At 69.6% G+C, this 23,792-nt stretch carries 33 protein-coding genes; 15 read left to right on the top strand and 18 right to left on the bottom strand.

Annotated features, from left to right (window positions below):
- Positions 1-17: 17 nt before the first annotated feature.
- From ftsY to thpR, 8 genes are all read right to left on the bottom strand, one after another.
- On the bottom strand, positions 18-1,328 hold the full coding sequence (ftsY, locus tag P1Y20_RS12880) for a signal recognition particle-docking protein FtsY (RefSeq protein WP_304449067.1): 1,311 nt from the start codon (positions 1,326-1,328) through the stop codon (positions 18-20).
- 3 nt (positions 1,329-1,331) lie between these two features.
- A complete protein-coding gene (gene pfdA, locus P1Y20_RS12875) occupies positions 1,332-1,802 on the bottom strand; it encodes a prefoldin subunit alpha (protein WP_379737814.1) in 471 nt (156 codons plus the stop codon).
- Positions 1,803-1,804: 2 nt separating this feature from the next.
- Complete coding sequence (gene rpl18a / locus P1Y20_RS12870) at positions 1,805-1,978, bottom strand: 50S ribosomal protein L18Ae (protein ID WP_304449065.1); 174 nt, start codon at positions 1,976-1,978, stop codon at positions 1,805-1,807.
- A gap of 39 nt (positions 1,979-2,017) precedes the next feature.
- The gene (locus P1Y20_RS12865; RefSeq protein WP_304449064.1) at positions 2,018-2,683 is read right to left on the bottom strand and encodes a translation initiation factor IF-6; all 666 of its coding nucleotides are present in this window, start codon (positions 2,681-2,683) and stop codon (positions 2,018-2,020) included.
- Between the two features lie 2 nt (positions 2,684-2,685).
- On the bottom strand, positions 2,686-2,961 hold the full coding sequence (locus P1Y20_RS12860) for a 50S ribosomal protein L31e (RefSeq protein ID WP_304449063.1): 276 nt from the start codon (positions 2,959-2,961) through the stop codon (positions 2,686-2,688).
- Entirely contained in the window at positions 2,958-3,110 is a 153-nt protein-coding gene (locus tag P1Y20_RS12855) for a 50S ribosomal protein L39e (RefSeq protein WP_304449062.1), read from the bottom strand. Before P1Y20_RS12855 ends, P1Y20_RS12860 begins: the two co-directional genes overlap by 4 nt.
- A 54-nt stretch (positions 3,111-3,164) precedes the next feature.
- Positions 3,165-3,968 (bottom strand): ZIP family metal transporter, encoded by an 804-nt coding sequence (locus P1Y20_RS12850; protein WP_304449061.1) that lies wholly within the window; start codon positions 3,966-3,968, stop codon positions 3,165-3,167.
- 78 nt (positions 3,969-4,046) lie between these two features.
- Positions 4,047-4,604 carry an RNA 2',3'-cyclic phosphodiesterase gene (gene thpR / locus P1Y20_RS12845; RefSeq protein ID WP_304449060.1) on the bottom strand — a complete coding sequence of 186 codons (558 nt, stop codon included), beginning with the start codon at positions 4,602-4,604 and terminating at the stop codon, positions 4,047-4,049.
- Positions 4,605-4,658: 54 nt separating this feature from the next.
- Between thpR and P1Y20_RS12840 the strand changes: the two genes are divergently transcribed.
- The 4 genes from P1Y20_RS12840 (at position 4,659) to sufU (ending at position 7,522) form a co-directional block, all read left to right on the top strand.
- Positions 4,659-5,387, top strand: coding sequence for a tetratricopeptide repeat protein (locus P1Y20_RS12840; RefSeq protein WP_304449059.1), 729 nt, complete (start codon positions 4,659-4,661; stop codon positions 5,385-5,387).
- 1 nt (position 5,388) lies between these two features.
- Positions 5,389-5,679 (top strand): DUF424 domain-containing protein, encoded by a 291-nt coding sequence (locus tag P1Y20_RS12835; RefSeq protein ID WP_304449058.1) that lies wholly within the window; start codon positions 5,389-5,391, stop codon positions 5,677-5,679.
- A 50-nt stretch (positions 5,680-5,729) separates the two neighbouring features.
- Positions 5,730-7,007, top strand: a complete 1,278-nt coding sequence (locus P1Y20_RS12830; RefSeq protein ID WP_304449057.1) for an aminotransferase class V-fold PLP-dependent enzyme — start codon at positions 5,730-5,732, stop codon at positions 7,005-7,007.
- Positions 7,008-7,105: 98 nt separating this feature from the next.
- Positions 7,106-7,522 carry a Fe-S cluster assembly sulfur transfer protein SufU gene (gene sufU, locus P1Y20_RS12825; RefSeq protein WP_304449056.1) on the top strand — a complete coding sequence of 139 codons (417 nt, stop codon included), beginning with the start codon at positions 7,106-7,108 and terminating at the stop codon, positions 7,520-7,522.
- Positions 7,523-7,847: 325 nt separating this feature from the next.
- On the opposite strand, the gene radA is transcribed toward sufU, so the two are convergent.
- From radA to htpX, 4 genes are all read right to left on the bottom strand, one after another.
- Positions 7,848-8,876: a DNA repair and recombination protein RadA gene (gene radA, locus P1Y20_RS12820; RefSeq protein ID WP_304449055.1), complete on the bottom strand. Its 1,029-nt coding sequence runs from the start codon at positions 8,874-8,876 to the stop codon at positions 7,848-7,850.
- Positions 8,877-9,003: 127 nt separating this feature from the next.
- Positions 9,004-9,606 (bottom strand): PspA-associated protein PspAB, encoded by a 603-nt coding sequence (gene pspAB / locus P1Y20_RS12815; protein ID WP_304449054.1) that lies wholly within the window; start codon positions 9,604-9,606, stop codon positions 9,004-9,006.
- 24 nt (positions 9,607-9,630) lie between these two features.
- A complete protein-coding gene (locus tag P1Y20_RS12810; protein WP_304449053.1) occupies positions 9,631-10,530 on the bottom strand; it encodes a M48 family metalloprotease in 900 nt (299 codons plus the stop codon).
- 92 nt (positions 10,531-10,622) lie between these two features.
- On the bottom strand, positions 10,623-11,492 hold the full coding sequence (gene htpX, locus P1Y20_RS12805) for a zinc metalloprotease HtpX (RefSeq protein ID WP_304449052.1): 870 nt from the start codon (positions 11,490-11,492) through the stop codon (positions 10,623-10,625).
- A 460-nt stretch (positions 11,493-11,952) separates the two neighbouring features.
- Between htpX and P1Y20_RS12800 the strand changes: the two genes are divergently transcribed.
- The 3 genes from P1Y20_RS12800 to P1Y20_RS12790 are packed head-to-tail and all read left to right on the top strand — an operon-like array spanning position 11,953 to position 13,735.
- Entirely contained in the window at positions 11,953-12,207 is a 255-nt protein-coding gene (locus P1Y20_RS12800; protein ID WP_304449051.1) for a hypothetical protein, read from the top strand.
- Positions 12,208-12,240: 33 nt separating this feature from the next.
- Complete coding sequence (locus P1Y20_RS12795; RefSeq protein ID WP_304449050.1) at positions 12,241-12,564, top strand: hypothetical protein; 324 nt, start codon at positions 12,241-12,243, stop codon at positions 12,562-12,564.
- Between the two features lie 49 nt (positions 12,565-12,613).
- Entirely contained in the window at positions 12,614-13,735 is a 1,122-nt protein-coding gene (locus tag P1Y20_RS12790; RefSeq protein WP_304449049.1) for a 60S ribosomal export protein NMD3, read from the top strand.
- A gap of 270 nt (positions 13,736-14,005) precedes the next feature.
- Here P1Y20_RS12790 and P1Y20_RS12785 read toward each other — a convergent pair whose 3' ends face one another.
- Positions 14,006-15,718: a helicase C-terminal domain-containing protein gene (locus P1Y20_RS12785; protein WP_304449048.1), complete on the bottom strand. Its 1,713-nt coding sequence runs from the start codon at positions 15,716-15,718 to the stop codon at positions 14,006-14,008.
- Between the two features lie 30 nt (positions 15,719-15,748).
- Complete coding sequence (locus P1Y20_RS12780; protein ID WP_304449047.1) at positions 15,749-15,955, bottom strand: DUF7561 family protein; 207 nt, start codon at positions 15,953-15,955, stop codon at positions 15,749-15,751.
- Positions 15,956-16,030: 75 nt separating this feature from the next.
- Between P1Y20_RS12780 and P1Y20_RS12775 the strand changes: the two genes are divergently transcribed.
- Together P1Y20_RS12775 and P1Y20_RS12770 are read left to right on the top strand one after the other, a co-directional pair.
- Entirely contained in the window at positions 16,031-17,026 is a 996-nt protein-coding gene (locus tag P1Y20_RS12775) for an NAD(P)H-binding protein (protein ID WP_304449046.1), read from the top strand.
- Entirely contained in the window at positions 17,027-17,764 is a 738-nt protein-coding gene (locus tag P1Y20_RS12770) for a DUF7530 family protein (RefSeq protein WP_304449045.1), read from the top strand.
- 96 nt (positions 17,765-17,860) lie between these two features.
- Here P1Y20_RS12770 and P1Y20_RS12765 read toward each other — a convergent pair whose 3' ends face one another.
- Entirely contained in the window at positions 17,861-18,034 is a 174-nt protein-coding gene (locus P1Y20_RS12765; protein ID WP_304449044.1) for a DUF5786 family protein, read from the bottom strand.
- A 215-nt stretch (positions 18,035-18,249) separates the two neighbouring features.
- Here P1Y20_RS12765 and P1Y20_RS12760 point away from each other — a divergent pair, with 215 nt between their 5' ends.
- Positions 18,250-19,293, top strand: a complete 1,044-nt coding sequence (locus P1Y20_RS12760; RefSeq protein ID WP_304449043.1) for a DUF5784 family protein — start codon at positions 18,250-18,252, stop codon at positions 19,291-19,293.
- Positions 19,294-19,356: 63 nt separating this feature from the next.
- Here the strand turns inward: P1Y20_RS12760 and P1Y20_RS12755 are convergent, their stop codons facing one another.
- A complete protein-coding gene (locus P1Y20_RS12755; protein WP_304449042.1) occupies positions 19,357-19,644 on the bottom strand; it encodes a DUF5789 family protein in 288 nt (95 codons plus the stop codon).
- 96 nt (positions 19,645-19,740) lie between these two features.
- Here P1Y20_RS12755 and P1Y20_RS12750 point away from each other — a divergent pair, with 96 nt between their 5' ends.
- Together P1Y20_RS12750 and P1Y20_RS12745 are read left to right on the top strand one after the other, a co-directional pair.
- Positions 19,741-20,526: a PHP domain-containing protein gene (locus tag P1Y20_RS12750; RefSeq protein WP_304449041.1), complete on the top strand. Its 786-nt coding sequence runs from the start codon at positions 19,741-19,743 to the stop codon at positions 20,524-20,526.
- 31 nt (positions 20,527-20,557) lie between these two features.
- Positions 20,558-20,734, top strand: coding sequence for a DUF6757 family protein (locus P1Y20_RS12745; RefSeq protein WP_304449040.1), 177 nt, complete (start codon positions 20,558-20,560; stop codon positions 20,732-20,734).
- Here P1Y20_RS12745 and P1Y20_RS12740 read toward each other — a convergent pair whose 3' ends face one another.
- Positions 20,735-21,073, bottom strand: a complete 339-nt coding sequence (locus P1Y20_RS12740) for a 4Fe-4S dicluster domain-containing protein (RefSeq protein WP_304449039.1) — start codon at positions 21,071-21,073, stop codon at positions 20,735-20,737.
- A gap of 90 nt (positions 21,074-21,163) precedes the next feature.
- Between P1Y20_RS12740 and P1Y20_RS12735 the strand changes: the two genes are divergently transcribed.
- From P1Y20_RS12735 to P1Y20_RS12725, 3 genes are read left to right on the top strand one after another with little or no spacing between them, the layout of a single operon-like run.
- Positions 21,164-21,709, top strand: coding sequence for a cupin domain-containing protein (locus P1Y20_RS12735; protein ID WP_304449038.1), 546 nt, complete (start codon positions 21,164-21,166; stop codon positions 21,707-21,709).
- Positions 21,710-21,765: 56 nt separating this feature from the next.
- Positions 21,766-22,137: a DCC1-like thiol-disulfide oxidoreductase family protein gene (locus P1Y20_RS12730; protein ID WP_304449037.1), complete on the top strand. Its 372-nt coding sequence runs from the start codon at positions 21,766-21,768 to the stop codon at positions 22,135-22,137.
- Positions 22,138-22,184: 47 nt separating this feature from the next.
- On the top strand, positions 22,185-22,412 hold the full coding sequence (locus tag P1Y20_RS12725; protein ID WP_304449036.1) for a YgaP family membrane protein: 228 nt from the start codon (positions 22,185-22,187) through the stop codon (positions 22,410-22,412).
- Positions 22,413-22,580: 168 nt separating this feature from the next.
- Here the strand turns inward: P1Y20_RS12725 and P1Y20_RS12720 are convergent, their stop codons facing one another.
- Positions 22,581-23,744, bottom strand: coding sequence for an acyl-CoA dehydrogenase family protein (locus tag P1Y20_RS12720; RefSeq protein ID WP_304449035.1), 1,164 nt, complete (start codon positions 23,742-23,744; stop codon positions 22,581-22,583).
- Positions 23,745-23,792: the final 48 nt, after the last annotated feature.

The raw sequence follows: 23,792 nt of genomic DNA, 5'->3' as shown, positions 1-23,792 counted from the left end.
AACCGGGGGAGAGCGCCTCACTCGGCGCCGAGGAGGCGGTCGACGATGCGCTCGGGGTCGAACCGTTCGAGGTCGGCGTACCCCTGGCCGGTCCCGAGGAAGAGGATGGGGCGACCCGTCACGTGGGCGATGGAGATGGCCGCGCCGCCCTGGGAGTCGGCGTCGGCCTTCGTGAGGACGGCGCCGTCGATGGCTGCCGCCTCGTTGAACTGCCGGGCGCGCTGGGTCGCGTCCTGACCGGCGACCGCCTCGTCGACGAACAGCGTCATGTCGGGGTCGACGACCCGGTCTATCTTCTCCAGCTGGGCCATCAGGTCGTTGCTCGTGTGGAGCCGACCCGCCGTGTCGCCGAGGACGACGTCGATGTCGTTGGCCTTCGCGTACTCGACGGCGTCGTAGATGACGGCCGCCGGGTCGCCGCCCTGCTCGTGGGCGATGAGCTTCCGGTCGAGCGCCGCCGCGTGCTCGCGCAACTGCTCGTTGGCCCCGGCGCGGTAGGTGTCGCCGTTGGCGAGCACCGACGAGATACCGCGTTCCTCGAGGTACCGCGAGAGCTTCGCGATGGAGGTGGTCTTGCCGACGCCGTTGACCCCGGTGAAGATGATGACCATCGGCTTCTCCGCCGCCGCGATGCGCTGCTCGAAGTCGAACTGGCCGACGCTGATGACGTCCACGAGCGCCTCGCGGAGCGCCATCTCGACGACCTGGCCGGTCGACTGGACCTGCGCGCGCGTCGTCCCCTCGACCTCCTCGCGGATGGTCCGGAGGATCTCCTGGGCGACGCTCATCTCGACGTCGCTCGACAGCAGGGCGAGTTCGAGGTCGTCGAGCGGCTCGTCGAGGTGTTCCGGGCGGATGACGACGCCGCCGGTGGCGAACGCCTTCGCCCGCGCGCCGAAGCTCGCCCTGAACTCCTCCTCGTCCTCGGCCTCGTCGCGCGAGAGACCGAGCCCGCCGGCGGGCTCCTCCTCACCCGCGCCCTCGAGGTCGCCGGCGGCGTCAGCGTCGACACCGGCGTCGTGGTCGGTCGTGGCGGACGGCTCCTCGACCTCGGCCTCCGCGTCGCGGTCGGCGGGCGGTGCGGCCGGCTCGGCGGGCGTCGGGTCGTCCGTCTCGACGGCGTCGGTATCGGAACCGGGGACCGCGTCGCCCGCGGACGCCTCGCTCTCGGTCGCGGGAGGGGCGTCGTCGGCCTCCGGTGCCGTCGCGGCCTCCGCCTCGGCGTCGGCATCGGCCCGGGCGTCGGCTTCCTCGGCCGCCGCCTCCTCCGCGGCCTCCTCGGCGTCCTCGCGGAACCGGCTGAGCTTCTCCTTCAGTCCGTCGAACATCGCTTACTCGTCGTCCTGGTCGCCCTGCTGCTGCTGCTGTTGCTGCATCTGCTGTTGCATCTGCTGCATCTGCTGCTGTTGCATCTGCTGGGCGCGCTGTTCGAGCTGGTCGCTCTCGTCTTCGAGGTCGGAGATGTCCTCGCGCACCTCGTCGATGCGGTCGTCGAGGAGCTCCTGCTTGCGTTCGAGGCTGGCCTTCGCGCCCTCCTCGTCGCGCTCGGCGGAGTAGCCGCCGCCGAGACCGACGACGATGCGGCTCATGTCCTGGACCTCCGCGCGGAGGTAGGCGCCGCCGCCGAGGGGCACCTGGACGGTGTCGCCGTCGTCGAGCGTCTCGATGGCCTCGACGGCGTCGTCGATCTCGGTCTGCTCGGTCTGGAACTCGTCGATTTCCTCGCGCAGCGCCTCGATCTCCTGGTCGATGAGCTGGAGCTGCTGCTGGAGTTCCTGCATCTGACCGCCGCCACCACCCAGACTCATGCTTCCACCCCGGAGACCTCGAGCTGCGTTCGCTTCAGGCCGTGTTTCGACCCGAACTCGGCGTAGGTGTGCTCGACCGCGACGTCCTCGTTGGGCGCCTCGACGGACTTCGAGAAGTCCTTCCATCCGTCACGGGCCTGGAACCGGCCGGTCACCGTGTACTGACTCATAGAACAGCGTCGGGCGGGAAGCGGGAAGAAAGTTCCCTTTTAGTCGATGAAGCCGAGCGCGTCCTCGATGCGCCCGAGCTCCGGTCCCGTGGTGTCGCGACCGGCGATGTAGCCGTAGTCGTTGGCGACCAGCCCGGAGCCGACGAGCGGCGCGCCGTAGTTGATGGTGCCGATGTCGGCGGGGACCGAGAGGAGGTCCTCGAGGAAATCGAGTTCGGCGTCGGTCGACTGGGGGTGACAGAGCACGCCGTCGTTCGTGGCGACCGCGGCCGTCCCGACCGTCCGGACGCCCGCGAGGTCGCCGCGCTCGACGGGCACCGAGAGCCCGTCCTCGACCGCCTCGACCGCCTCGTCGGAGAGGTCGGGGTGGACGTACGCCCCGCTGTCGTTGGCGAGGACGACGTTCCCGGCGGCGTTGATGCGCCCGGGGAGGCGCGTCACCGGGCGGTCGGTCGCCCCCTCGATGGCGTCGCGCTCGGCGTCGGTGAGGCGGCCGCTGGCGAGCAACCCGTGGCGGTTGCCGGCGACGAGCGCGCCGACGGTCGAGGAGCCGCCGATAGTCGTCGCGAGGGCGGACACCTCGAGTTCCTCGGCGAACTCCGCGACGAGGTCGTCGTCCGCGTCGGGTCGGATGAGCAGGCAGTCGTCGGTCGCCCGGGCGAAGACGCCAACGTAGGCGGAACCGGAGAGGGCCGCGCGAAGCACCCTTATGCGGTCTCGGCTTCGACGACGGCCTGGCCGTCCTCCTCGAACCGGGCGGCGCGGACGCGGAGCTTGCGCGGGGGCTGCTTGCGCCCGCGCGACCAGACGGCCTCGTTGATGGAGGGGTCGAGGCGGACGTCGTCCTCGTCGACCCGGAAGTGCTTCGCGAGGTGCGCCCGGACGGCGGTCATCGCCTTGCCGGCGCGCTTGTGCTTGGCCTCCGCGAGTACGTCACGGAGCGGGACGGTCACGACGCGCTCCTCGAAGTCGCTCGCACTCATTCGTCCGTGTCACCCCGCCGCCAGCTCCGTCGCTTCGGGTTCATCATCACGTCGCGGTCGGTCTTCATGATGACCCACGCCGGAACGCGGCGGTTCTGCCGCTGGAGCTTGCCCAGCCGCTTCTTCTTCGCCTTCGATTTCTTCCCCATAGTACGCCGGAGTACCGTCGCGGTCTTTAAATCGTTGTTCCTTTGGCCCACTCGTCAGACGAACGCCAGCGGGACCATCAGGAGCGCGCCCGCGAGCAACCCGACGGCGAGTTCGGGGAGGCCGCGACTCGGCAACGCCCCGCCCACGTCGATGGCCTCGGGGATGAACTCCGAGAGCACGAGATATATCATCGCGCCGGCGGCGAAGCCGAAGCCGACGGGGAGGAACGCCCGCGCGAGCGTGACGAAGTAGAACGCGAGCACCGCGCCGATGGGCTGGGGAAGGCTGGAGAACACCGCCCACCACACCATCCGCCAGGGCGGGACGTCCATCGCCCGCAGGGGGATGGAGACGGCGACGCCCTCGGGCACGTTGTGGATGGAGATGGCGACGGTCATGAACACCGCGAGCAGCGGGACGGTGTAGCCGAACAGCGCGATACCGGCGACGCCATCGAAGTTCAGGTCGGCGAAGGAGACGCCGATGGCGACCCCCTCCGGGAAGCTGTGGACCGTGAGGATACCGAGGATGAGCGCCAGTTTCCGCACGCTCGCCTCCTCGTAGCGCCGGGGGTGTATCTCCCGGCCCTCGATGACCTCGTGGGCGACGACGACGAGGCCGACGCCGGCCAGCAGGCCGACGCCCACCGGGAGGGGGCCGCCCGCGGCGAGCCCCTCGGAGACGAGGCCGAAGCCGGACGCCGAGAGCATGATGCCCGAGGCCAGCCCCCAGAGGACGACGTTCACGCGGTCGGACATCTCGTCGACGAGGAAGAAGGGGAGCGCGCCGAGGCCCGTCGCCAGCGCGGTGACGAGGCCGGCGAGGAAGACGAGCGCGAAGTCGGCGGGCGAGGCCATAGACGGTGTACCCCGCCCGACGGGATAAATATATCACTCATCCTATAGTTTTGGCGGGCCTAAATCGGTCGGGCCCGGCTACTCCCGGAGGTCGACGACCTCGACCGTCTCGTGGACCGGCCCCGAGGACGTGAGGCGGCTCTCGGTGAGACGGACGGCCTCGACGCGGAGGCGGCCGACGTCGGGGTCGCGCTCGCGGACGATCCGCTGGACGCGCGACTTGCCGCCGGCGTCGTCCATGCGGGCGACCGTGACGTGGGGGGTGAACTCGTGGTCTTCCGGGGCGAACCCGAGGTCCGCGAGCCGTGACTCGATGGCCTCGTGGAGGCGCGTGAGGCGCTCGTTGCCCTCGCGGACGCCGACCCAGACGACGCTGATGTACGCCGGCGAGGGGAAGACGCCGTAGCCGCCGAGGTGGACGTCGAAGGGACCGACGCCGGCGGCCGCGACGGCGTCGCGGAGCGCGGCGGCCACGGACGGGACGCGCGCCTCGGGGACCTCCCCGAGGAACGAGAGCGTGAGGTGGGCCTGCTCCGGGTCGGTGAGTCGGAGGTCGTCGGCGTCGGCCAGCGGTTGCTGCGCGTCGCGGAGCGCGTCGGCCAGCGGGTCGAGGTCGACACTGACGAAGAGTCGCATGGTTGTACAACCGAGGGCGTAGCCCTTAACCCTGCCAGTCGCCAACCCCGAGCCATGACAGACGAGAGGGACGACCACCGCTTCTCCGAGAGCCGGGGGTTCGGCGACCCCTACGAGGGGTTCGACCTCGACCCACCGGAACTCGAGGTGGACCCGTCGATGGTCGACCCGGTCGACTCGCGCGCGCTCGCCGACATGCTCGACCGGCGCCAGATACCGAAGGGCGCAATCGACGTCGAATCGCTCGTCGAAGTGGGCATCTCCTACATGCAGATCAACCGCTTCGAACAGGCGACCGATGCGCTCGAACGCGCCGCCCGCCTCGCCGACGACCCATCGCTCGAACAGGAAGCGTGGGTGAACAAGGGGGCCGCCCACGCCGAACTGGAGGAGTACGACGACGCCATCGGCGCCTACCGCGAGGCGCTGACGGTCGACGACGACTCCGAACACGCCGCCACCGCGGAGACGAACCTCGCGTACGCGCTCTGGGAGGACGGCCGGACCGAACAGGCGCTCGAACACGCCGAGCGGGCCGTCGAGATCGACCCGCGCTTCGGCCAGGCGTGGTACAACCGCGGGTTCTTCCTCGCCGAGCGAGGGCTGAACGAGGAGGCCGTCAACTGCTTCGACAACGCCATCCGCCTCGGCTTCCGCACGCCCGAACTGCTGGAGGAGAAGGGCGCCGCGCTCGAACACCTCGGCGAGGACGAGGAGGCCGAACGCCTGGCGGAGGAGGCCGACGAGATACGCCAGCGCGCCGAACAGCGCCTGGTCGAGTGAGATGCTGCTGACCGAACGTCGGACCGAGGAGGGCCTGCTCGTCTCCGTCTGCGACGCCGACATCCTCGGCGAGACGTTCGAGAACGGGGAGGTGTCGCTCACCGTCGAGACCGACTTCTACGACGGCGAGGAGGCCGACGAGGAGCGCGTCGTCGGCGCGCTCGCCCGGGCGACGGTCGCCAACATCGTCGGCACCCGGGCGGTGAGCGTCGCCGTCGAACACGGCTTCGTCGACGAGACGACCGTCCTCGACGTCGGTGAGACGCGCCACGCGCAGTTGCTCCGGCTCTGAGCGGCGGACGACCGAAGGAGTGTTTTGTCCGCGTCCCCTCTCTCCCGGCAATGAGTACGCAAACCACGGAGCCGCTCGACGTCGAGCGACTCCGCGAGGACTTCCCCATCCTGGGACGGAAGGTCGGCGGTGACGTCTCCGTCCCGGGGGAGGGTCCCGGCGACGACACGCCGCTCGTCTACCTCGACAACGCCGCGACGAGCCACACGCCCGAACAGGTCGTCGACGTCATCGCCGACTACTACCGCTCGTACAACTCGAACGTCCACCGCGGCATCCACAGCCTCAGCCAGGAGGCGAGCGTCGCCTACGAGGAGGCCCACGACCGCGTCGCCGAGTTCATCGGTGCCGACGGCCGCGAGGAGGTCGTCTTCACGAAGAACACCACCGAGGCGATGAACACCGTCGCGTACGCCTGGGGGCTCGCCGAACTCGGCCCCGGCGACGAGGTGGTCCTCACGCAGATGGAACACCACGCCTCGCTGGTCACCTGGCAGCAGATAGGCAAGAAGACCGGCGCCGACGTGAAGTACGTCCGCGTCACCGACGACGGCTACCTCGACATGGACCACGCCCGCGAACTCGTCGGCGACGACACGCGGATGGTGAGCGCCGTCCACGTCTCGAACACGCTCGGGACGGTCAACCCCATCGCCGACCTCGCCGACCTCGCGCACGACCACGGCGCGTACGTCTTCGTCGACGGCGCCCAGTCCGTCCCGAACCGCCCGGTCGACGTGACGGACCTCGACGCCGACTTCTTCGCCTTCTCCGGGCACAAGATGTGCGGCCCGACCGGCGTCGGCGTCCTCTACGGCAAGCGCCACCTCCTCGAGGAGATGCAGCCGTACCTCTACGGCGGCGAGATGATACGGAAGGTCACCTTCGAGGACGCGACCTGGGAGGACCTCCCCTGGAAGTTCGAGGCCGGCACGCCCGTCATCTGTCAGGGCATCGCGCTGGCGGCGGCCTGCGACTACCTCGACGACATCGGCCTCGAACGCATCCGCGCCCACGAGGAGGGGCTGGCCGAGTACGCCTACGACCGCCTCACCGAACACGACGACGTGACGGTGTACGGCCCGCCGGGCGACGACCGCGGCGGCCTCGTCGCGTTCAACCTCGACGGCGTCCACGCCCACGACCTCTCGTCCATCCTCAACGACCACGGCGTCGCCATCCGCGCGGGCGACCACTGCACCCAGCCGCTCCACCAGGAGATGGGCGTCGCCGCCTCCGCCCGGGCATCCTTCTACCTCTACAACACCGAGGCGGAGGTCGACGCGCTCGTCGAGGCGGTCGACAGCGCCCGCCAGCTGTTCGCGTAACGTCGCCGCCCCGGTCCTCTTTCGGTCGTTCCCTTCGTCGACGACCCGGGAACCCAGGGACAACCCTTTTCGTCGCCACTCGCATACGGGCGACAACAATGGGACTCGGCTCGGACATGTACCGACAGCAGATTCTGGACCACTACAAGAACCCCCGGAACCACGGCGAGGTGGCGGACCCAACGTTCTCGCACGAGGGGGAGAACCCGTCGTGTGGCGACACCATCCGGATGGACGTCGTGCTCGAGGACGACGGCGAGACCATCGAGTTCGTGGCGTTCAGCGGCGACGGCTGCGCCATCAGCCAGGCCAGCGCCTCGATGCTCACCCAGCGGCTGCCGGGCATGACCCTCGACGAACTCGACGCGATGGACCGCGACGACGTCGTCGAGATGCTCGGCGTCGACATCAGCCCGATGCGCATCAAGTGCGCCGTCCTCGCGGAGAAGGTGGCCCAGGACGGCGCAAGGATACACACCGGCGACATCGACGTCGAGACGACGAAGACCGAGTAAAAGCTCGACGAAAAGCACTCCTCCTTCACTTCACTCACGCCTTCGGCGTTCGTTCCGTTCAGTCGTCGGCCCGCTCCTTCGCTCGCGTCGCTCGCTCAGTCGCGGAGAGGTACGTGGGGGTGCGATGAAAAGCTCGCTCGGTGGCGATTGCTGCGTTCGGGTGGCGCCAGCGCGCTCACCGCGAGCGAACGCAGTGAGCGAGCGGACCAAGGAACCCCCGAGCGTAGCGAGGGGGTGACGTAGTGCTTTTACCCGAGCTTTTGTCAGGGAGCCATCAGCGACCGCGAAGCGGGTCGCTGATAGGCGACCGCAACAAAAGGTCGTTTTACTCGGGCTTCAGGCCCTCGTTCTCGACGCGCATGACGGCTTCGCCGTCGGGGAGGTTCGGCGCGTCGACGAGCTTCACGATGCGCTTGTTCCCCTTCGACTTGCGGAGGTACATCCGGAAGGTGGACTTGTGGCCGAGGATGTTCCCGCCGATGGGCTTGGTCGGGTCGCCGAAGAAGGCGTCGGGGTTCGACTGCACCTGGTTGGTGACGAGGACGGCGGCGTTGTAGAGGTTGCCGACCCGGTCGATGTCGTGGAGGTGCTTGTTGAGCTTCTGCTGTCGGGGGGCGAGCTGCCCGCGCCCGACGTACTCCGCGCGGAAGTGAGCGGTCAGCGAGTCGACGCAGAGCAGGCGGACGGGGAAGTCGGACTCCTGGTGTTCCTTCGCGATCTCGTTGGCCTTCTCGGCGAGGAGTATCTGGTGGTTGGAGTTGAACGCCTTCGCGACGTGTATCTTGTCGAGGAACGACTCGAGGAGCTGTTCGCGCGCCGCCTCGTCGTCGGGCGTCCCCTCGATCTCGCGGTCGTCGAGCGCCGCCTGGAGGATGTCGTCGTCGAGCCCGAAGAGCATCTCCTCGATGCGCTCGGGGCGGAAGGTGTCCTCGGAGTCGATGAAGATGGCGCTGCCGCCGAGGCCGCCGGCCTCCGGCGGGAGCTGGACGTTGACCGAGAGCTGGTGGGAGATCTGGGACTTGCCGGCGCCGAACTCGCCGTACACCTCGGTGATGGACTGGGTCTCGACGCCGCCGCCGAGCATCTCGTCTATCTCCGGGACGAGCATCTTCAGCTTCCCGATGCGCTCGCGGCGTTCGAGCACCTGCGACCCGGTCTCGAACCCACCGATGTCGGCACCCTCACGGGCGGCCTGGATGATGTCGTGGGCGGTGCTCTCGCCTACGTCCGCGGTGTTCGACAGTTCGCCGGGGGAGGCGACGGCGATGGACTGGTAGGAGTCGTAGCCGTTCTCGCGGAGCTTCTCTGCGGTGGCCGGACCCACGCCGGGGAGGTCCTCAAGGTCACTTGCCATGGAAGTGGCTTGCGCCCATCCGGGTATAAACCCTCGTTAACAGGTGAGTGAAAGTGAAACCGAAGTACGGGAGCGTGGTCGACCGTTCGGAGGAACGAAGGGTCAAGTACGGGAGGGAGTACGAGCGCTACTCCCAGGGGTGGCGGCCGCGGTCCGGCCAGAGGGGGAACCAGTAGTCCTTGTCCTGCTCGACCGTAAGTTCGCCGTCGAGGACGCTCTCCAGTTTGAACTCGACACCCGAGTCGCGCTCGTGCCCGGGGCGCGGCGCGAAGGGGTAGTACGTGCCGCGGCGGAAGGAGTAGACCCAGTAGACGGGCTGGCCGTCCTTCTCGAAGGCGAACAGCGCCGCGAGCAGGCGGTTGCCGAACCCCTCCTCGATGAAGGTGTCGGCGGCGAAGTGGATGCTCGTCACGAGGTCCTCGGGGTCCGTGTCCTCGAGGACGACCCACTGGTAACCGTGGGAGTCCGTCTCGAAGCGCGCCTGCGTCCCGGTCTCAATCTCGCCGGCTTCGAGGATGCGCTCGACCTCGCGCTCGGTCTCCGCGAAGGCGGTGCTGTCGACGCCGGAGAAACAGAGCGCCGCCGCGCCGCCCTGGTCGTACCCGAGGTCGGCCTCCATCGTCATGTACGCCGTGCTCATCCCGAAGAGGTCCTCGGGGCTGGCCTCGCGGGTGGCGTCCGTCTCGGCGCTCATCCCGAGGGCCTGCCGGAGGGAGTCGAAGATGCCCATGGCGCGGCTACGGACGCCGACGGTTTATGCCTGCTCGATTTCGCGGGCGAGGTCGCCGAGCCGACGGATGCGCTCGGCCGTCGGCGGGTGTGTCGAGGGGAGCCACGCCGGGAGGGAGGCCGTCGGGACGATACAGAAGGCGTTGAACGTCGCGACCCGTCTGAGGTCCGCGGTCGGCGGTCGCGGCGCGCCGTAGAGCGTGCCGAGCGCCTCCGCGAGACCCACCGGGTCGCCGGTGATGGCGACGGCGCCGCGGTCGGCGGCGAACTCGCGGTAGCGCGAGAGGACGAGCGTCCCCGGGAGGCTGGCGAGCAGCAGGGGTGCGCCGACCACCGCGACGAGTAGCGCGAGGCCGAGCGCCTGCCCGAAGAACCAGAACCGGAGGACGCTCCCGGTCGACGCGCGGGCGAGAGAGCCCGCCGAGGAGAGCAGGAACAGCGCGACGGCGGTGGGGAACGCGGCGACCGTGAGCACCGTCGAGTCGCCGTTCTTCAGGTGGGCGAGTTCGTGGGCGACGACGGCCTCCAGTTCCCGCTCGTCGAGCGCCTTCAGCAGACCGAGCGTCACGCAGACGACGGTCCGCTTCCCGGTGCCCGCGGCGAAGGCGTTTCGTTCCTCGGTCGGGACGACCGCCACCGCCGGCATCGGCATGTCCGCCCCCCGGGCGACGCGGCCGACGGTGTCGTACACCGGCGGGTACGTCTCGCGAGAGAGGGCGATGCCCCGCGTGAGCAGGTAGGCGATGCGGTCGGCCTCCCGCACCTGCACGACGAGCGCAAGCACCAGGAGCGCACCGGCGGGGAGGGCGAGCGACCGGGGGAGCAGCCAGTAGAGGCCGCCGAGGAGGGCCGCGTACCCGACGAGCGTCAGGGCGAGCGACCCGACCATCCGGCGCTGGAGGCGGCGGTCGGAGGACCAGTCCATACCTCGGAGTGGCCGAACGAGTAGATAACTGTTGGGTCGCCGTCAGCTCCGGGTGTGGGAAGAGGGTGGGACGTCGAGCGGCGACCGGCGACTCAGGCTTCGAGTTCGCGTTCCATCGCGCGCAGGCGTTCGACGCGCTTCTCGGTGCTCGGGTGGGTGCTGAACAGGCGCCCGACGACCCCGCTCTTGATGGGGATGATGAAGAACGCGTTCATCTCCGACTCCTCGCGGAGGTCGTTCTTCGGGACGTTGTCCATCTCCCCGGATATCTTCAGCAGGGCGCTGGCGAGGGCGCTCGGCCGGCCGGTGATGACCGCCCCGCCGCGGTCGGCGGCGAACTCGCGGTAGCGCGAGAGCGTCCGGATGAGCAGGAACGAGATGATCCAGACGACGAGCGACGCGAGGATGGCGACGACCACGCCGCCGCTGTTGCGGTCGCGCCCGCCGGTGAACAGCCACCCCCAGCGCACGACGAGGAACGCGAGCGTCGAGAGGAACGACGCGATGGTCATCACCATCACGTCGCGGTTCTTCACGTGCGCGAGTTCGTGGGCGAGGACGCCCTCCAGTTCGTCGCGGTCGAGCGTGCGCATGATGCCCGTCGTGACGCAGACGGCGGAGTTCTTCTGCGAGCGCCCGGTCGCGAAGGCGTTCGGGACACGCGAGTCCACCACCGCCACCTTCGGCTTCGGGAGGTCGGCCTGCTGGCTGAGTCGCCCGACCATCGCGTGCAGTTCGGGGTACTCGTCCTCGTCGACGACTGTCGCGCCCATGCTGTAGAGCGCGAGCTTGTCGCTGAAGAAGAACTGTCCGAGCGAGAACGCCCCCATGACGAGGACGATCGTCAGGAGGCCGACACCCGCCGCGGCGAGAACCCCGATGAACACGATGTAGAGGGCGAAGAGCAGGAACATCGTGAGCGCCATGCGCCCACGCAGTCCCCAGTCGGGTTTCCAGTCCATGGGTGGTCTAGACGGTGGACGGATTTAATATCTCTTCTCTCGGGAGGTCTCCGACCCGCCGGCCCTCCCGACAGGGTTCGACACGCGGTCGACACGCGATGGGCAGCCCCGAGACGGCAGCAGGACCGCTCGAACAGTCGTGCTTCGTGATAGTAGGCGTCGGAAGCGCTTCTCACCGCTCCTCGGACGACGTATCCCCCCGATTCCGGTTGCCTCACAGGTCGAGAGCGTGTTCCAGCGTCGCTCGACCGCGTCGATTTCACTTTCACTCTCGTGTTGGTGGGGCGGGAACGGTCGCCTCGGGCGGCCGGGAGCGCGAATCCGGGCGAATCGAGGCCCCCACGAGCGCCCGTGTTCGGAGTCGTATCCCGGCGCCGTCGGTCACTTTCGGGGTCCGGTCCAGTTTCACTCCGCCCGTGAATTCCGGTTAATATCCCGATGGCGGTACTCGAAGGTAACCATGCCCACACTGGGAGCGTTCGCGGACGGGAGCGGCGAGGGTGACGCCTACCACCGCGTCGTCGTCGACCGCGGCGACCCGCTGGTCCGCTGGCGGTTCGTCTGTCCGAACGGCCACGTCGACTGGGACCCCACGAACAACCACATCTGGTGCGCCGCCTGCGCACAGTTGCACGGCGTCGAACCGGAGTACTGGGAGCTGTTCGACAAGAAGACCGGCGAGACGGTCCCGTGGGCGGCCGTCGACCTCCGGTAGTCCGGCCTCGAACGCGTCCGCACCGCCACAGCCATGTCAGAGCCACAGCCACCGACCACGTCCGACGACGAACCGCCCCGGTCCGAGGGGACCGAACCACAGCCCGTCCGTACTGGCGGCGTTCGCGCGGTGCTCGCGGCGGCTGCGCTGCGCGCCGCCGCAGTGCTGTTCGAGAGCGCCGTCCCCCTGGCGACGCTCTCGCTGCTGGCGCTCGTCGAGGCGCTGGCGACGACGGTGCCCACCGTCGCCGTCGCCACCCCCGGCGGGTCGGTGGCGCTGCCGGTGACGGAGGCGCTCGCGGCGGCCGTCGTCCTCGAACTCGCGCGCCGCCTCGCCGCGCTGAACGCCGCGGGGTGAGGGCGCCGAACACGCGGAACTTAACCGCCCGAGGGGGGTACTCGGGGTAATGAGTACATCGCGCGAGTTCTGCCCGCGCTGTGGCGACCCCGTCGACCCGCGGGACGGACCGCGGGTGGGGGACCCCGCCGGCCGCCGGGCGCAACTGTGTGACGCCTGCTACTTCGAGGACTTCGAACTGGTGTCGGCACCCGAGGAGCTGACGGTCCGGGTCTGTCCGCGCTGTGGCGCCGTCCACCGGGGCAACCGGTGGGTCGACGTCGGTGCGGAGGACTACACCGACGTCGCCATCGAGGCGGTGACCGAGGAGCTGTCGGTCCACCTCGACGCCGACGAGTTCTCGTGGCTGGTCGACCCCGAACAGGTCGACCAGAACACGGTGTTGATGCACTGTCACTTCACGGGCGTCGTCCGCGAGACGCCCCTCGAGGCCGACCGCGACGTCCGCGTGCGCTTCAGCCGCGAGACCTGTACGCGCTGTTCGCGCATCGCCGGCGACTACTTCGCCGCCGTCGTCCAGGTACGCGCCGAGGGGCGCGACCCGAGCGACGCGGAGTGCGACGCCGCCGTCGACATCGCCGAGGAGTACGTCGCCGCCCGCGACGACAAGGGCGACCGCAACGCCTTCATCAGCGAGATAGACCACGGCCCCGAGGGCGTGACCATCAAGATATCGACCACACAGATGGGCCGGGCGGTCGCCCAGCGCATCCAGCGGCGCTTCGGCGGCGAGGTCACCGACTCGCGGACGCTCGTCACCGAGGACTCGGACGGCAACGAGGTGTACCGCGTCACCTACGCGGTCCGCCTGCCGCCCTATCCCGCTGGCACCGTCCTCGAACCCGAGGACGACGACCCCGTCCTCGTCCGGAGCGCCCACGGCAACCTGAAGGGCGACTACCTCACCACCGGTGAGCGCTACGAGGCCGACAGCGACGACGGCGTCTCGCCGCCCGCCCGACGCCTCGGCACCGTCGACGACGCCCGGGAGACCACGCTCGTCGCCGTCGAGGACGAACACGCGGTACAGGTGCTCGACCCGGAGACCTACGAGACGAAGACCATCGCCCGCCCGAGCTACCTCGACACGAGCGCGGAGACGGTCCACGTCATCAAGAGCCGCGCCGGCCTCCACGTCCTCCCCGAAGACGCCGTCGAGAACGCCGAGTGAGAACGGTCAGTCCGCTCGCTCGTCGCGCTCGAAGGGGGCCTCGCCCCGCCCGCGGAGGGTCGCGAGGCGCTCGTCGACCGCGCGGTCGAGCCTGTCTAGCGGCCCCGCGACACGAGAGACCACGGCACGGTACGAGACCGTTGCGACCAGAACGCCTATGCCGGGCGCTCCGCAGTGGGGAGGTATGACACGACAACAGTGGTTCGCGGTCGTGTTCACCCTCCTCATGGTCGGCTCGTCCGTCGTCTACGGGATGTCGGCGCTGCTCATCTAGCGCCAGACGTCGCCCAGCGGGTGGTCGTCGATGGAGCGCGGGCGCCGCCGTCGGGTCGATGTTCCCCCACCGCCGAGCGCCGCGTCCGGGTCGAACGCCGGGAGGTCGGGGGCGCTCATCCGGTCGACCTGTTCGGCGAACCAGTCGGGGACGTCGCTCCGCGCCCGCTCGAAGAGGTCGAGCAGGCTCGAATCGGCGAGGTAGGTCGCCCCGCGGTCGTCGGGCGCGCGGACCACCCGACCGCAGGCCTGGATGACCGTCCGGAGCGCGCTCCGGTAGTACCACGCCCACTGGCCGTCGGCCAGTCGGCTGGCGACCCGCGAGTCGCGCGTGTTCGGGTAGGGTGCCTTACACAGTACCTGCCAGCGACAGAGGTCGCCCGTCAGGTCGAGCGCCTCCTCCATCTTCACCGAGACGAAGACGTCCGCGCCGTCGCTCCGCTTCCAGGAGTCGAGCGCCGCGTCGCGCGTCGAGGCGTCGTGCGTCCGGACGCGGCTGTCGACGCCGAAGTCCGCGAGCAGGGCGGCGAGGCGCTCGGCGATGGCGTAGGAGTGGGCGTGAATCAGCCCCTTCTCCTCGGGGTGGCGCTGCATCAGGCGGACGACGAGGCGGGCGACCTTCGGGAGGGTCTCGTCCCGGTGCTCGTAGGTCATCTTCCCCTGGGTCACGTCGTACAGCGGGCGGTGCTCGACGGGGAAGGTGTGGTCGACGTCGACGAGCGCGACCCGCGAGGGGTCGAGGCCGGAGCTCCGGCAGAACGCCTCCTTGTTGAGGATGGTCGCCGAGAGGAGCGCGAAGCGCTGGCCGCGGTCCCAGAGGGTGTAGTGGAGGTAGCGCTCGGGGTCCATCGGCTTGACGACGACGCGCGACCCCGCGCCGTCGGGCTGGTCGACGACCCACGTCGTCGCGCTCTCGGGGTCGCGGGCGTCCTCGACGAACCAGCCCAGTTCCCGGACGAGTTCCGCGAGTCGGTCGCGCTCGGCGGCCTCCTCGGGCGTCAGCTCCTCCTTCCCGCGCAGTTCGGTCTGGCGGCGCGAACAGACCGTCGAGAGGCCGTCGGCGTAGCGGGCGGCGTCCTCGGTGTCCGTTACCTCGGGGGCGGGCTTGTCCTCCCACAGCGGCACCGTGTCGGGGCCGAGGTCGATGGTGGCGTACATCTCGGCCCACTCCGCGAGGCCGTGGGCCTCGTCGACGACGACGACGTCGCGCTGGCCGAATACGTCGGAGCCGGCCATCTGCATGAAGTACGCGAGCGTCATCGCGGCGATGGGCCGGTTGGCGGCGACGTCGCGGTCGGAGAAGTACGGACAGCGGTGCATCACCGGGCAGTCGAATCCGCGCTCGCGCGCGCAGGGGGCACGGTCGACGGGCGTCGTCGTCTCGCCGGGGAGCAGACAGGAGTAGTTGCGCTTCCCCCGGATGACCGAGAGGTCCGAGAGGAGGTCGTCGCCCGCCACGTCGTCCAGTTGCGAGACCTGCGGGGTGGTGTAGTACGCGCCGATGGGTTCGGTCGGGGCGGCCTCGCCGGGGCGGCGGGCGCAGCCGGCGATGGCTCGCGCGAGCAGCGACTTGCCGCTCCCCGTGGGCGCTCGTACCAGCACCACCTCGTTGCCGGCCTCGAAGGCCGCGCGGATGTCCCGGACCGCCTGCGCCTGGGCCCCGCGATAGGAGGGCGCGGGGAACTCCTCGTCGATGCGGGCGGGGTTCACAGTCGGGTCAACGACCCCGCGAGGGTAAACTCACCGGTCGTCGAGGGCGTGGACGTCGCCCGGCGTGGGGTCCTCGGGGAGCGCCCCGAGACAGTCGAAACAGAGGAAGTACTCGGTGCCGTTCGAGAGTTCGAGGGTCATCCCGCCGGTCGGTCCGCTGTCGGTGGTCAGGATGTCGCCGACGCCGCCCGCGATGCGGACACGCCGTCCGCACCCGTCGCAGGGTTCACTCGCCATGGGCGGGGTTGGCCAGTCACCGGTAAAGCCTTTCTCCGGGTTCGGACTTATACGCCCGCCGCGCGTTGGTCCGGTATGCGTGTTCTGGTGACCGGCGCGACCGGGTTCGTCGGCGGACGACTCGTCCCCGCACTGCTCGCGGCCGGCGAGGACGAAGACGACGGGGAGACGGCGGCCTCGGACACCGGGGGACCCCACGACGTGCGGGTGCTCGTGCGCGACCCCTCGGACTACGACGCGCCCGATGGCGTCGAGGTGTTCGAGGGGGACCTGCTCGACGCCGGGAGCTTCGACGACGCGCTCGCGGACGTCGACGCCGTCTACTACCTCGTCCACTCGATGCAGTCGGGCGACGAGTTCGAGGAACGCGACCGGCGCGCGGCGCGCAACTTCGTCCGCGCCGCGGACGCCGCCGGCGTCGAGCGCGTCGTCTACCTCGGCGGGCTGGGCGAGGAGCGCGACCAGCTCTCCGAGCACCTCCGCTCCCGGCGCGAGGTGGAGTACATCCTCGGCGAGGGCGAGTTCGACCTCACGACGCTCCGGGCGGCCATCGTCATCGGCGACGGGAGCACGAGCTTCGAGCTCATCGAACAGCTCGTCGACCGCCTCCCGGTGATGGTGACCCCCGAGTGGGTCCGGACGCGGTGTCAGCCCATCGGCATCGACGACGTCATCGCCTACCTCGTCGGCGTCCTCGACGTGCCCGAGACGGCCGACGAGACGTTCGAGATCGGCGGTCCGGACGTGCTCACCTATCAGGAGATACTCCAGCGGACCTCACAGCTCGACCGTGGCCGGGAGCTCTTCATCGTCCCCGTACCGGTGCTCTCGCCGGAGCTGTCGTCGTACTGGGTCGGGCTGGTCACCGACCTCCCGCGCAGCGTCGCGCGCCCCCTCATCGAGGGGCTCCGCAACCCGGTTGTCGTCGACGACGACCGCATCGAGGAACTCGTCCCCATCGAGCTGACGCCGTTCGACGAGGCGGTCCGGAGGGCCCTCGGCGTCGAGGACGCGGGGGACGACGGCGACGACGCGGACGCGGAGCGCAGCGCGCCGGAGGACGCCGCGTAGATGGCACGGGTCGAGTTCGGGGAGACCTGGGTCTACGAGAGCATCGTCAGCGCCCTGCCGGGCATCGACGTCTCGCGGCGCCTCGCCATCGCGATTCAGCTGGGAATCTTCGAGGTGGGCGTCCTCCTCTCGGCGTGGTACTACGACCTCTGGGGGGCGGCGCTCGCCGGGACGGCCGCCGTCTTCGTCGCCGCGCTGGGGAGCGTCGAGATGCTCCGCATCTCCTCGCTGGTCCGCTCGGAGTCGCTCCCCCACACCTACCGGCAGCTCCTGTTCGGTTCCAGCATCGAGGTGGTCCTCGGGGTGCTGGCGTACGTCGCGCTCATCACGCAGATATTCGTCTTCGCCCCCCAGCGCGGCGGCGACTCGCTGCTCGACACACTCATCGGGCCGGAGCCGCCCGTCGTCGTCGTCTACCTGATACTGCTCGTCCTCTGGGACGTCTGCTATCGCATCGGGACGGCGTGGTGGGCGAGCGTCGTCGCGCTGTGGCGCTCGGTACGCTACCGCTTCGACCCGCGGACCGCGCGCGCGCTCCGGCGCTCGGACCTCGAAATCGTCGCCTTCGCGACCGCACAGCTCGTCCTCTACCCGTTCGTCGCCGACCAGCCGGTCATCCAGACCGTCATCCTCGGGCACGTCGCGGCCGTCTGGGGCGTCTCGGGGCTGTCAGCGGTACTCGTGACGGTGCGCGCGCGCGACGAGGCGGAGAACCGCCGGGAGAGCGCCGCCCGCTGAGGGGAAGGGGACCGCCCGCAGCGAGGCCCCCGAGCCGTCGGCTCCCGGCGAAGCGGTCGCGAGAGAAGCACGGTCCGCGAGCGGGACCGTCCGCACTTACTGGGACTTGATGCGCTTGAACTGGTCGAGGAGCGCCTCCGCCGACTCCCCCGAGTCGAACGTCAACTTCCCGTGGTACTGCACGCGTTCGTCGTCGAAGTCCGTATCGACGGTGGTCGACTTGGCTTCGCGGCGTTCGTGCTCGTCGTCGTCATAGGCTCCCATTGACATGGTATACCGTCACTTGCAAATTATCGATTATCAATGTAACGGATAATCGCCTTTTTTCCAGACCTGTGTTAAACGAATCCAGATTCGTTCCGAACACGTCGGTTCGAAACGGTCGGAACGTCGAGCGACCGACGGCCGGTGACCGGTGGCCCACACCCCGCGACGGGGCCGTCGTCGGTCGCAACCGATAACCGCCTGCGCGCGAACTGACACCCGTGGCAGGTCCCCTCCGCTTTCGCCGGTCGAACGCACGCTGGAGCGAACAGCGCGTCCGGCAGTCGCTCCTCTCGTCGCTCGACGACGTCCACGGCGCGCGCATGAGCGCGGGCCGGTTCGACCCGCCCCGCGGATTCGACGCGCGCCGGTTCGACATGGACAACGGCGACGTGGCGCTGTTCCTGTGGCGCCAGGACCCCCAGCAGGGGTTCTGGCTCGGGAACACGACGACGCCGGAGACGCTGTGGCGCACCGAGAAGTTCGGCTTCGACGAGGTCCCCTACCCCGTCGCGCGCTGGACGCAGCGCGAACTGCTCGCGGACCTCACCGAACAGGACCCGTGGCTCCGCCCCTACCGCCACGTCACCTGGTTCTTCCTCCCGGTGTTCTTCTCGAAGGACGGCCGGTCGAGCACCCGCGAGTTCTTCCGCGAGCGCGCGGCGGGGTTCCCCGACGCCGACTCCGAGCGCGCGCTCGCGTTCTACGACGACTTCCTCCGGACCGGCGTGCTCGACCCCTACCGCGAGACGATGGCGGGCAAACTCGGCACCAGTTCCCACGTCGACCCCGTGCGCATGAACGCCGCGATGGGCGAGTTCAACGCCGCGAAACTCCTCTTCGACGCCGGCTACGAGTTCGTCCCCGAGGTCGCACTCGACAGCGGTCACGCCCTCGACTTCGCCGTCGGGAGCGGCGTCCGGTCGGTGCGCGCCGACGGCGGCGGCCACCGGACCTCCGACGTCCTGGTGGAGGTGACGCGTCCGCTCCCCCCGGCGCGCCGGAGTGCCGACACCCCCGTCGCGGCCGTGCGCGCCACCGCCAACGCCAAGACCGACGACCAGCTCGACGCCCACCCCGACGCCCTCCTGCTCGTCGACTGCTCGTCGTTCCGCGACGACGACTGGAACACCGTCCGCGCGGAGCAACCCGCCGTCAAGCACACCCCGGCGGTCGTCTACCGCACGCGTCCGAACGGCTCCGTCGAGGCGTACGCTCACGGGACGCCGCAACTGGACCTCAGCGGTGCGCTTCGCTGGGTGTAACGGAGAAGACGGCCGGCGGCGCCGGCCGCCATGAGCACGCGTCGGAGTAACTGAACTCGCGGGTTAGAACGACACCTGGTCCGGGCCGAACTCGCCGACCGCAGTCGGGTCGCGGTCCGAGTAGAACTTGCGCCCGATGGCCTTGCTCGACACCGTGCTGTAGAGCGCGTACCGGGCGTCCTGGGCGTCCGAGAACGTCTCGTTCGGCACGCACGAGAGCGCCTCGCCGACCGTCTCGCTCCCGTTGGGGAGGTCGAGTTCGACCTGCCCGTACGCGTCGATGAGGTCCTGCGTCGTCGCAGGGTAGTTGTGCGCGTCGAACTTCTCTTCAGCGTCGGTGAACAGACGCATACGAGAACGAAGCCCGCTATTCATCATAAACGTTCACTATAGATTCCTAGCCCGAATATAAGGAACTTACATGTCCTCCCAACGTAGGAGCGAGCGATGGTCGTCGCGGACCTGCACGTACACACGACGAACTCGGACGGGACACTGACCCTCGAGGAGATTCCGGCGGCGGCGCGCGCGGCGGACGTGCGCGTCGTCGCCGTCACCGACCACGACCGACTGCACCCCGACCTCCGGACGCCGGTGGCGCACGTCGACGGCGTCACGCTCGTCAGCGGGCTGGAGCTGCGCGTCGAGAGCGACGCCGGCCGGGTGGACCTCCTCGGCTACGGCGCGCGCCGGACCGACGCGCTGACGCGCGAACTCGACCGCCTCCAGGTGAACCGCGTCGAGCGCGCGCGCGCCATCGTCGAGCGCTGTGAGGGCGAGACGGGCGTCGCCCTCGACGTCGCGCTCGAACCCGGCGTCGGCCGCCCACACATCGCCCGCGCCGTCGACGAGAGCGACGCCCCCTACGACTACCAGGGCGCCTTCGACCACCTCATCGGGAACGGGGGACCGTGCTACGTCCCGCGCGACCTCCCGACGTTCGAGACGGGCGTCGACCTCCTCGCGGACGCCTGCGGGCTGGTCGGCCTCGCTCACCCCCTCCGGTACGACGACCCGGCGGCCGCGCTCGCGCTCACGTCGGAGCTGGGCGCCGTGGAGTACCACTACCCCTACGGGCACGAGGTCGACCACCGCCCCGTCGAGCGCGCCATCGACGCCCACGGACTGGTGGTGACGGGGGGGAGCGACGCCCACGACCGGACGCTCGGACGGGCGGGGCTCGACCGCGAGGAGTACCGACTGTTCCGCAACCGCGTCCGACTCCACCCGTAGGGTTCAGTACCGTCCAGCCCCGAGAGGGAGTATGCAGTGTCACTACTGCAGTGAGGACGCGGACATCGCCGTCGAGCGCGGCGGCGTGAAGGTCGGCCTCTGCCAGACGCACTTCCGCGAGCGACTCGACGAACTGCAGGAGGAAGGGTGGCTCGACGACCTCAAGAGCGAACTCGAGATGGACCGATTCGACGGGCCGACGGACTGACTACCGGCTACCGTCGACGTCGATGGCGTCGACCGGACAGATGTCCACACAGAGCATACAGTCGATACACTGCGCCTCGTTGACCGGCGCCGCCTTCTCCTCGCTGGCCGGGTGCCCGGGCGTGTCGACCCACTCGAACACGTCGACGGGACAGTTCTCCAGACACGGCCCTTCCCCGGTGCAGACGTCGAAGTCGACGGCGACGTGCGTCCCGTGGATACCGAGGCGGTCGGGTTCGTCGACGTCACCCCACACGTCGTAGTCGGCGTCGATGTCGAGGTCGGTCTCCGCGAGGGGCGTCCGCTCGCGGCTCTCGGCGAAGTTCGGGTCGATAGCCATGGGCGCGGTTGGTCGCTTTCGCACTTAAACCGCACGCGAGAGGCCGACCGAGAGGGTAGAGCTATCACCCCCCGCACCGACCGCCCGGCCATGCGACACGTGCGCGTGAGCGACCTCGATAGCTGGATGGGCCCCGCCGACGTGAAGCGACCGCTCGGGCGCGAACTCGGCACCGAGGGGCTAGCGCTGAACTACTACGAACTGGCACCGGGCGAGAGCTTCGCCTTCGGCTACCACCGCCACGCCGACCAGGAGGAGGTCTTCTACGTGCTGTCGGGAGCCGTGGCGTTCGAGACGAGCGCGAGCGCGGACCGAGAGTCCGCGTCCAGTGGAGCGAACGACCGCGAGCCGAGTGCGGAGGAGCCGAGCGAGACGGGGCGGGAGGAGGTCGTCGTGAGCGCGGGCGAGGCCGTCCGGTTCGAACCGGGCGAGTGGCAGCAGGGGTGGAACCGCGGCGACGAGCGGTGCGTCGCGCTGGCGCTGGGCGCTCCGAGCGACACCGGGGAGACCACCATCCTGCGCGAGTGCGCCGACTGCGGCGAGGCGACCCCCCAGCGCATCGAGGCGACCGACGACCGCGACGCGCTCGTCACGCTCTGCGAGGACTGCGGCGCCGAGACCGGGCGGTTCGACTGAACCGGACGGGACGCGACCCTCGCGCCTGTTTTGTGCCCAGAACCCCTAGCGCACGCATGACCGACCGTCCGACCCTCGTCTACGACGACGACTGCGGGTTCTGTACGTGGTGCGCGCGCGTCGCCGTCCGCCACTGCGACGTCGACGCCCTCGGGTTCTCCGACCTCGACGAACCGCTCCTCGCGCGCCTCCCGTCGGACTACGAGCGCGGGGCGCACCTCCTCGCCGACGGCGAGACGTACTCCTTCGGGGCGTCCATCGAGCGGACGCTGGCCCGCGCCCACCCCGCCCTCAGCGCCCTGTTCGCCGGCCTCCGGCGCGTGCCGGGCTACGCCGCCCTCCGCGAGCGTCTCTACCGCTGGGGCGCCGACCGCCGGGCCTGGTGGGGACGCATCGTCCGCTCGAAGTCCGTCTACGGGCCGGCGTAGGCGTCCGCGAAGTCGGCTTTTTGTCGTCCGCGCCCATAGGGACGGGTATGGAACTGAAACGCAACGTCGGCGGTGTCGACCGGACCGCACGCGGCGTCCTCGGTGCGCTACTGGCCGTCGTCGCGCTGGTCGCACTCCTGCGCGGCCAGCGCCGCGTCGCAGGTCTGACCGTCCTCGCGAGCGCGGGCCTGCTGTTCAACGCGGTGACGTGCTTCTGCGGGCTGAACGCCGCACTCGGCCTCGACACGACCGACGGTGAGGAGACCGAGGAATAGGACGAGAAACGAAAGCCGCTGCGCAGTACTCCAGAGGTGGCGTCCGCGCCGCTTCGCGGCGCGGTTCACCGGTTCCAAGCGCGGAGCGCGAGGAACCGGCCCTTTTTAGCGTAGCTTTGTGCGCCGAGCGGTGCGCCTCCGGCGCACCCGAGGCGTAAAAAGGTCCGACTACTGGAACGCCTGGATGCCCGTGAGGTCCGCCCCGAGGATGAGGGTGTGGATGTCGTGGGTGCCCTCGTAGGTGTAGACGGTCTCGAGGTTCGCCATGTGGCGCATCGGCGAGTAGTCGGCGGTGATGCCGTTGCCGCCGAGTATCTCGCGGGCGATGCGCGACTGGTCGCGCGCCATGCGGACGTTGTTGCGCTTGGCCATCGAGACGTGCTGGGGGCGCAGGTCGCCGCGCTCCTTCAGTTCGGCGAGACGGTGTGCGAGCAGTTGACTCGTGGTAATCTGGGTGGCCATCTCCGCGAGCTTCCGCTGTTGCAGCTGGAAGCGGGCGATGGGGCCGCCGAACTGCTCGCGGTCGAGCGCGTACTGGCGGGCGGTCTCGAAGGCGTCGCGGGCGGCGCCGACGGCGCCCCAGGCGATGCCGTAGCGCGCCTGCGTGAGACACGAGAGCGGCCCCTTCATCCCCTCGACGTTCGGGAGGACGTTCTCCTCGGGGACGTAGACGTCGTTGAGCGCTATCTCGCCCGTGATGGAGGCGCGAAGCGAGAGCTTCTCGTCGAGCTTGTTCGTCGTGACGCCGTCGCGGTCCGTCTCGACGAGGAACCCGCGAACGGGAGCGTCGTCGGCCGAGCGGTCGCGCGCCCAGACGACCGCGACGTCCGCGATGGGCGAGTTGGTGATCCACGTCTTGGCGCCGTTGAGCAGGTAGCCCCGGTCCTCGCGCTCGGCGCGCGTCTCCATGCTGGAGGGGTCCGAGCCGTGGTTGGGTTCGGTGAGACCGAAGCAGCCGACGGCCTCGCCGGTGCCGAGTCGCGGGAGCCACTCCTCCTTCTGTTCGTCGCTGCCGAAGGCGTGGATGGGGTACATGACGAGCGCGCCCTGCACGCTGGCCATCGAGCGCAGGCCCGAGTCGCCCGCCTCCAGTTCCTGCATCAGCAGGCCGTAGGCCGTCTCGCTGACGCCGGGCAGGCCGTACCCCTCCAGGTTCGGTGCGTAGAACCCCATCTCGCCCATCTCGCCGATGAGGTCGGTCGGGAACGTCCCCTCGATCCAGTGCTCGCCGATGTCGGGTTTGACGCGCTCCTCGACGAAGTCGCGGGCGGTGTCGCGGATCATCCGCTCTTCGGCGTCGAGGTCGGCACCCAGTTCCACGTAATCGAGCATGATACACCTCGGAAGGGGGGACGTAAAAACGCTCCTCCCGAGGCGAAC

This window comes from Halomarina ordinaria (assembly GCF_030553305.1).
Classification (GTDB): domain Archaea; phylum Halobacteriota; class Halobacteria; order Halobacteriales; family Haloarculaceae; genus Halomarina; species Halomarina ordinaria.
This window is presented reverse-complemented; position numbering and strand designations above follow the sequence as displayed.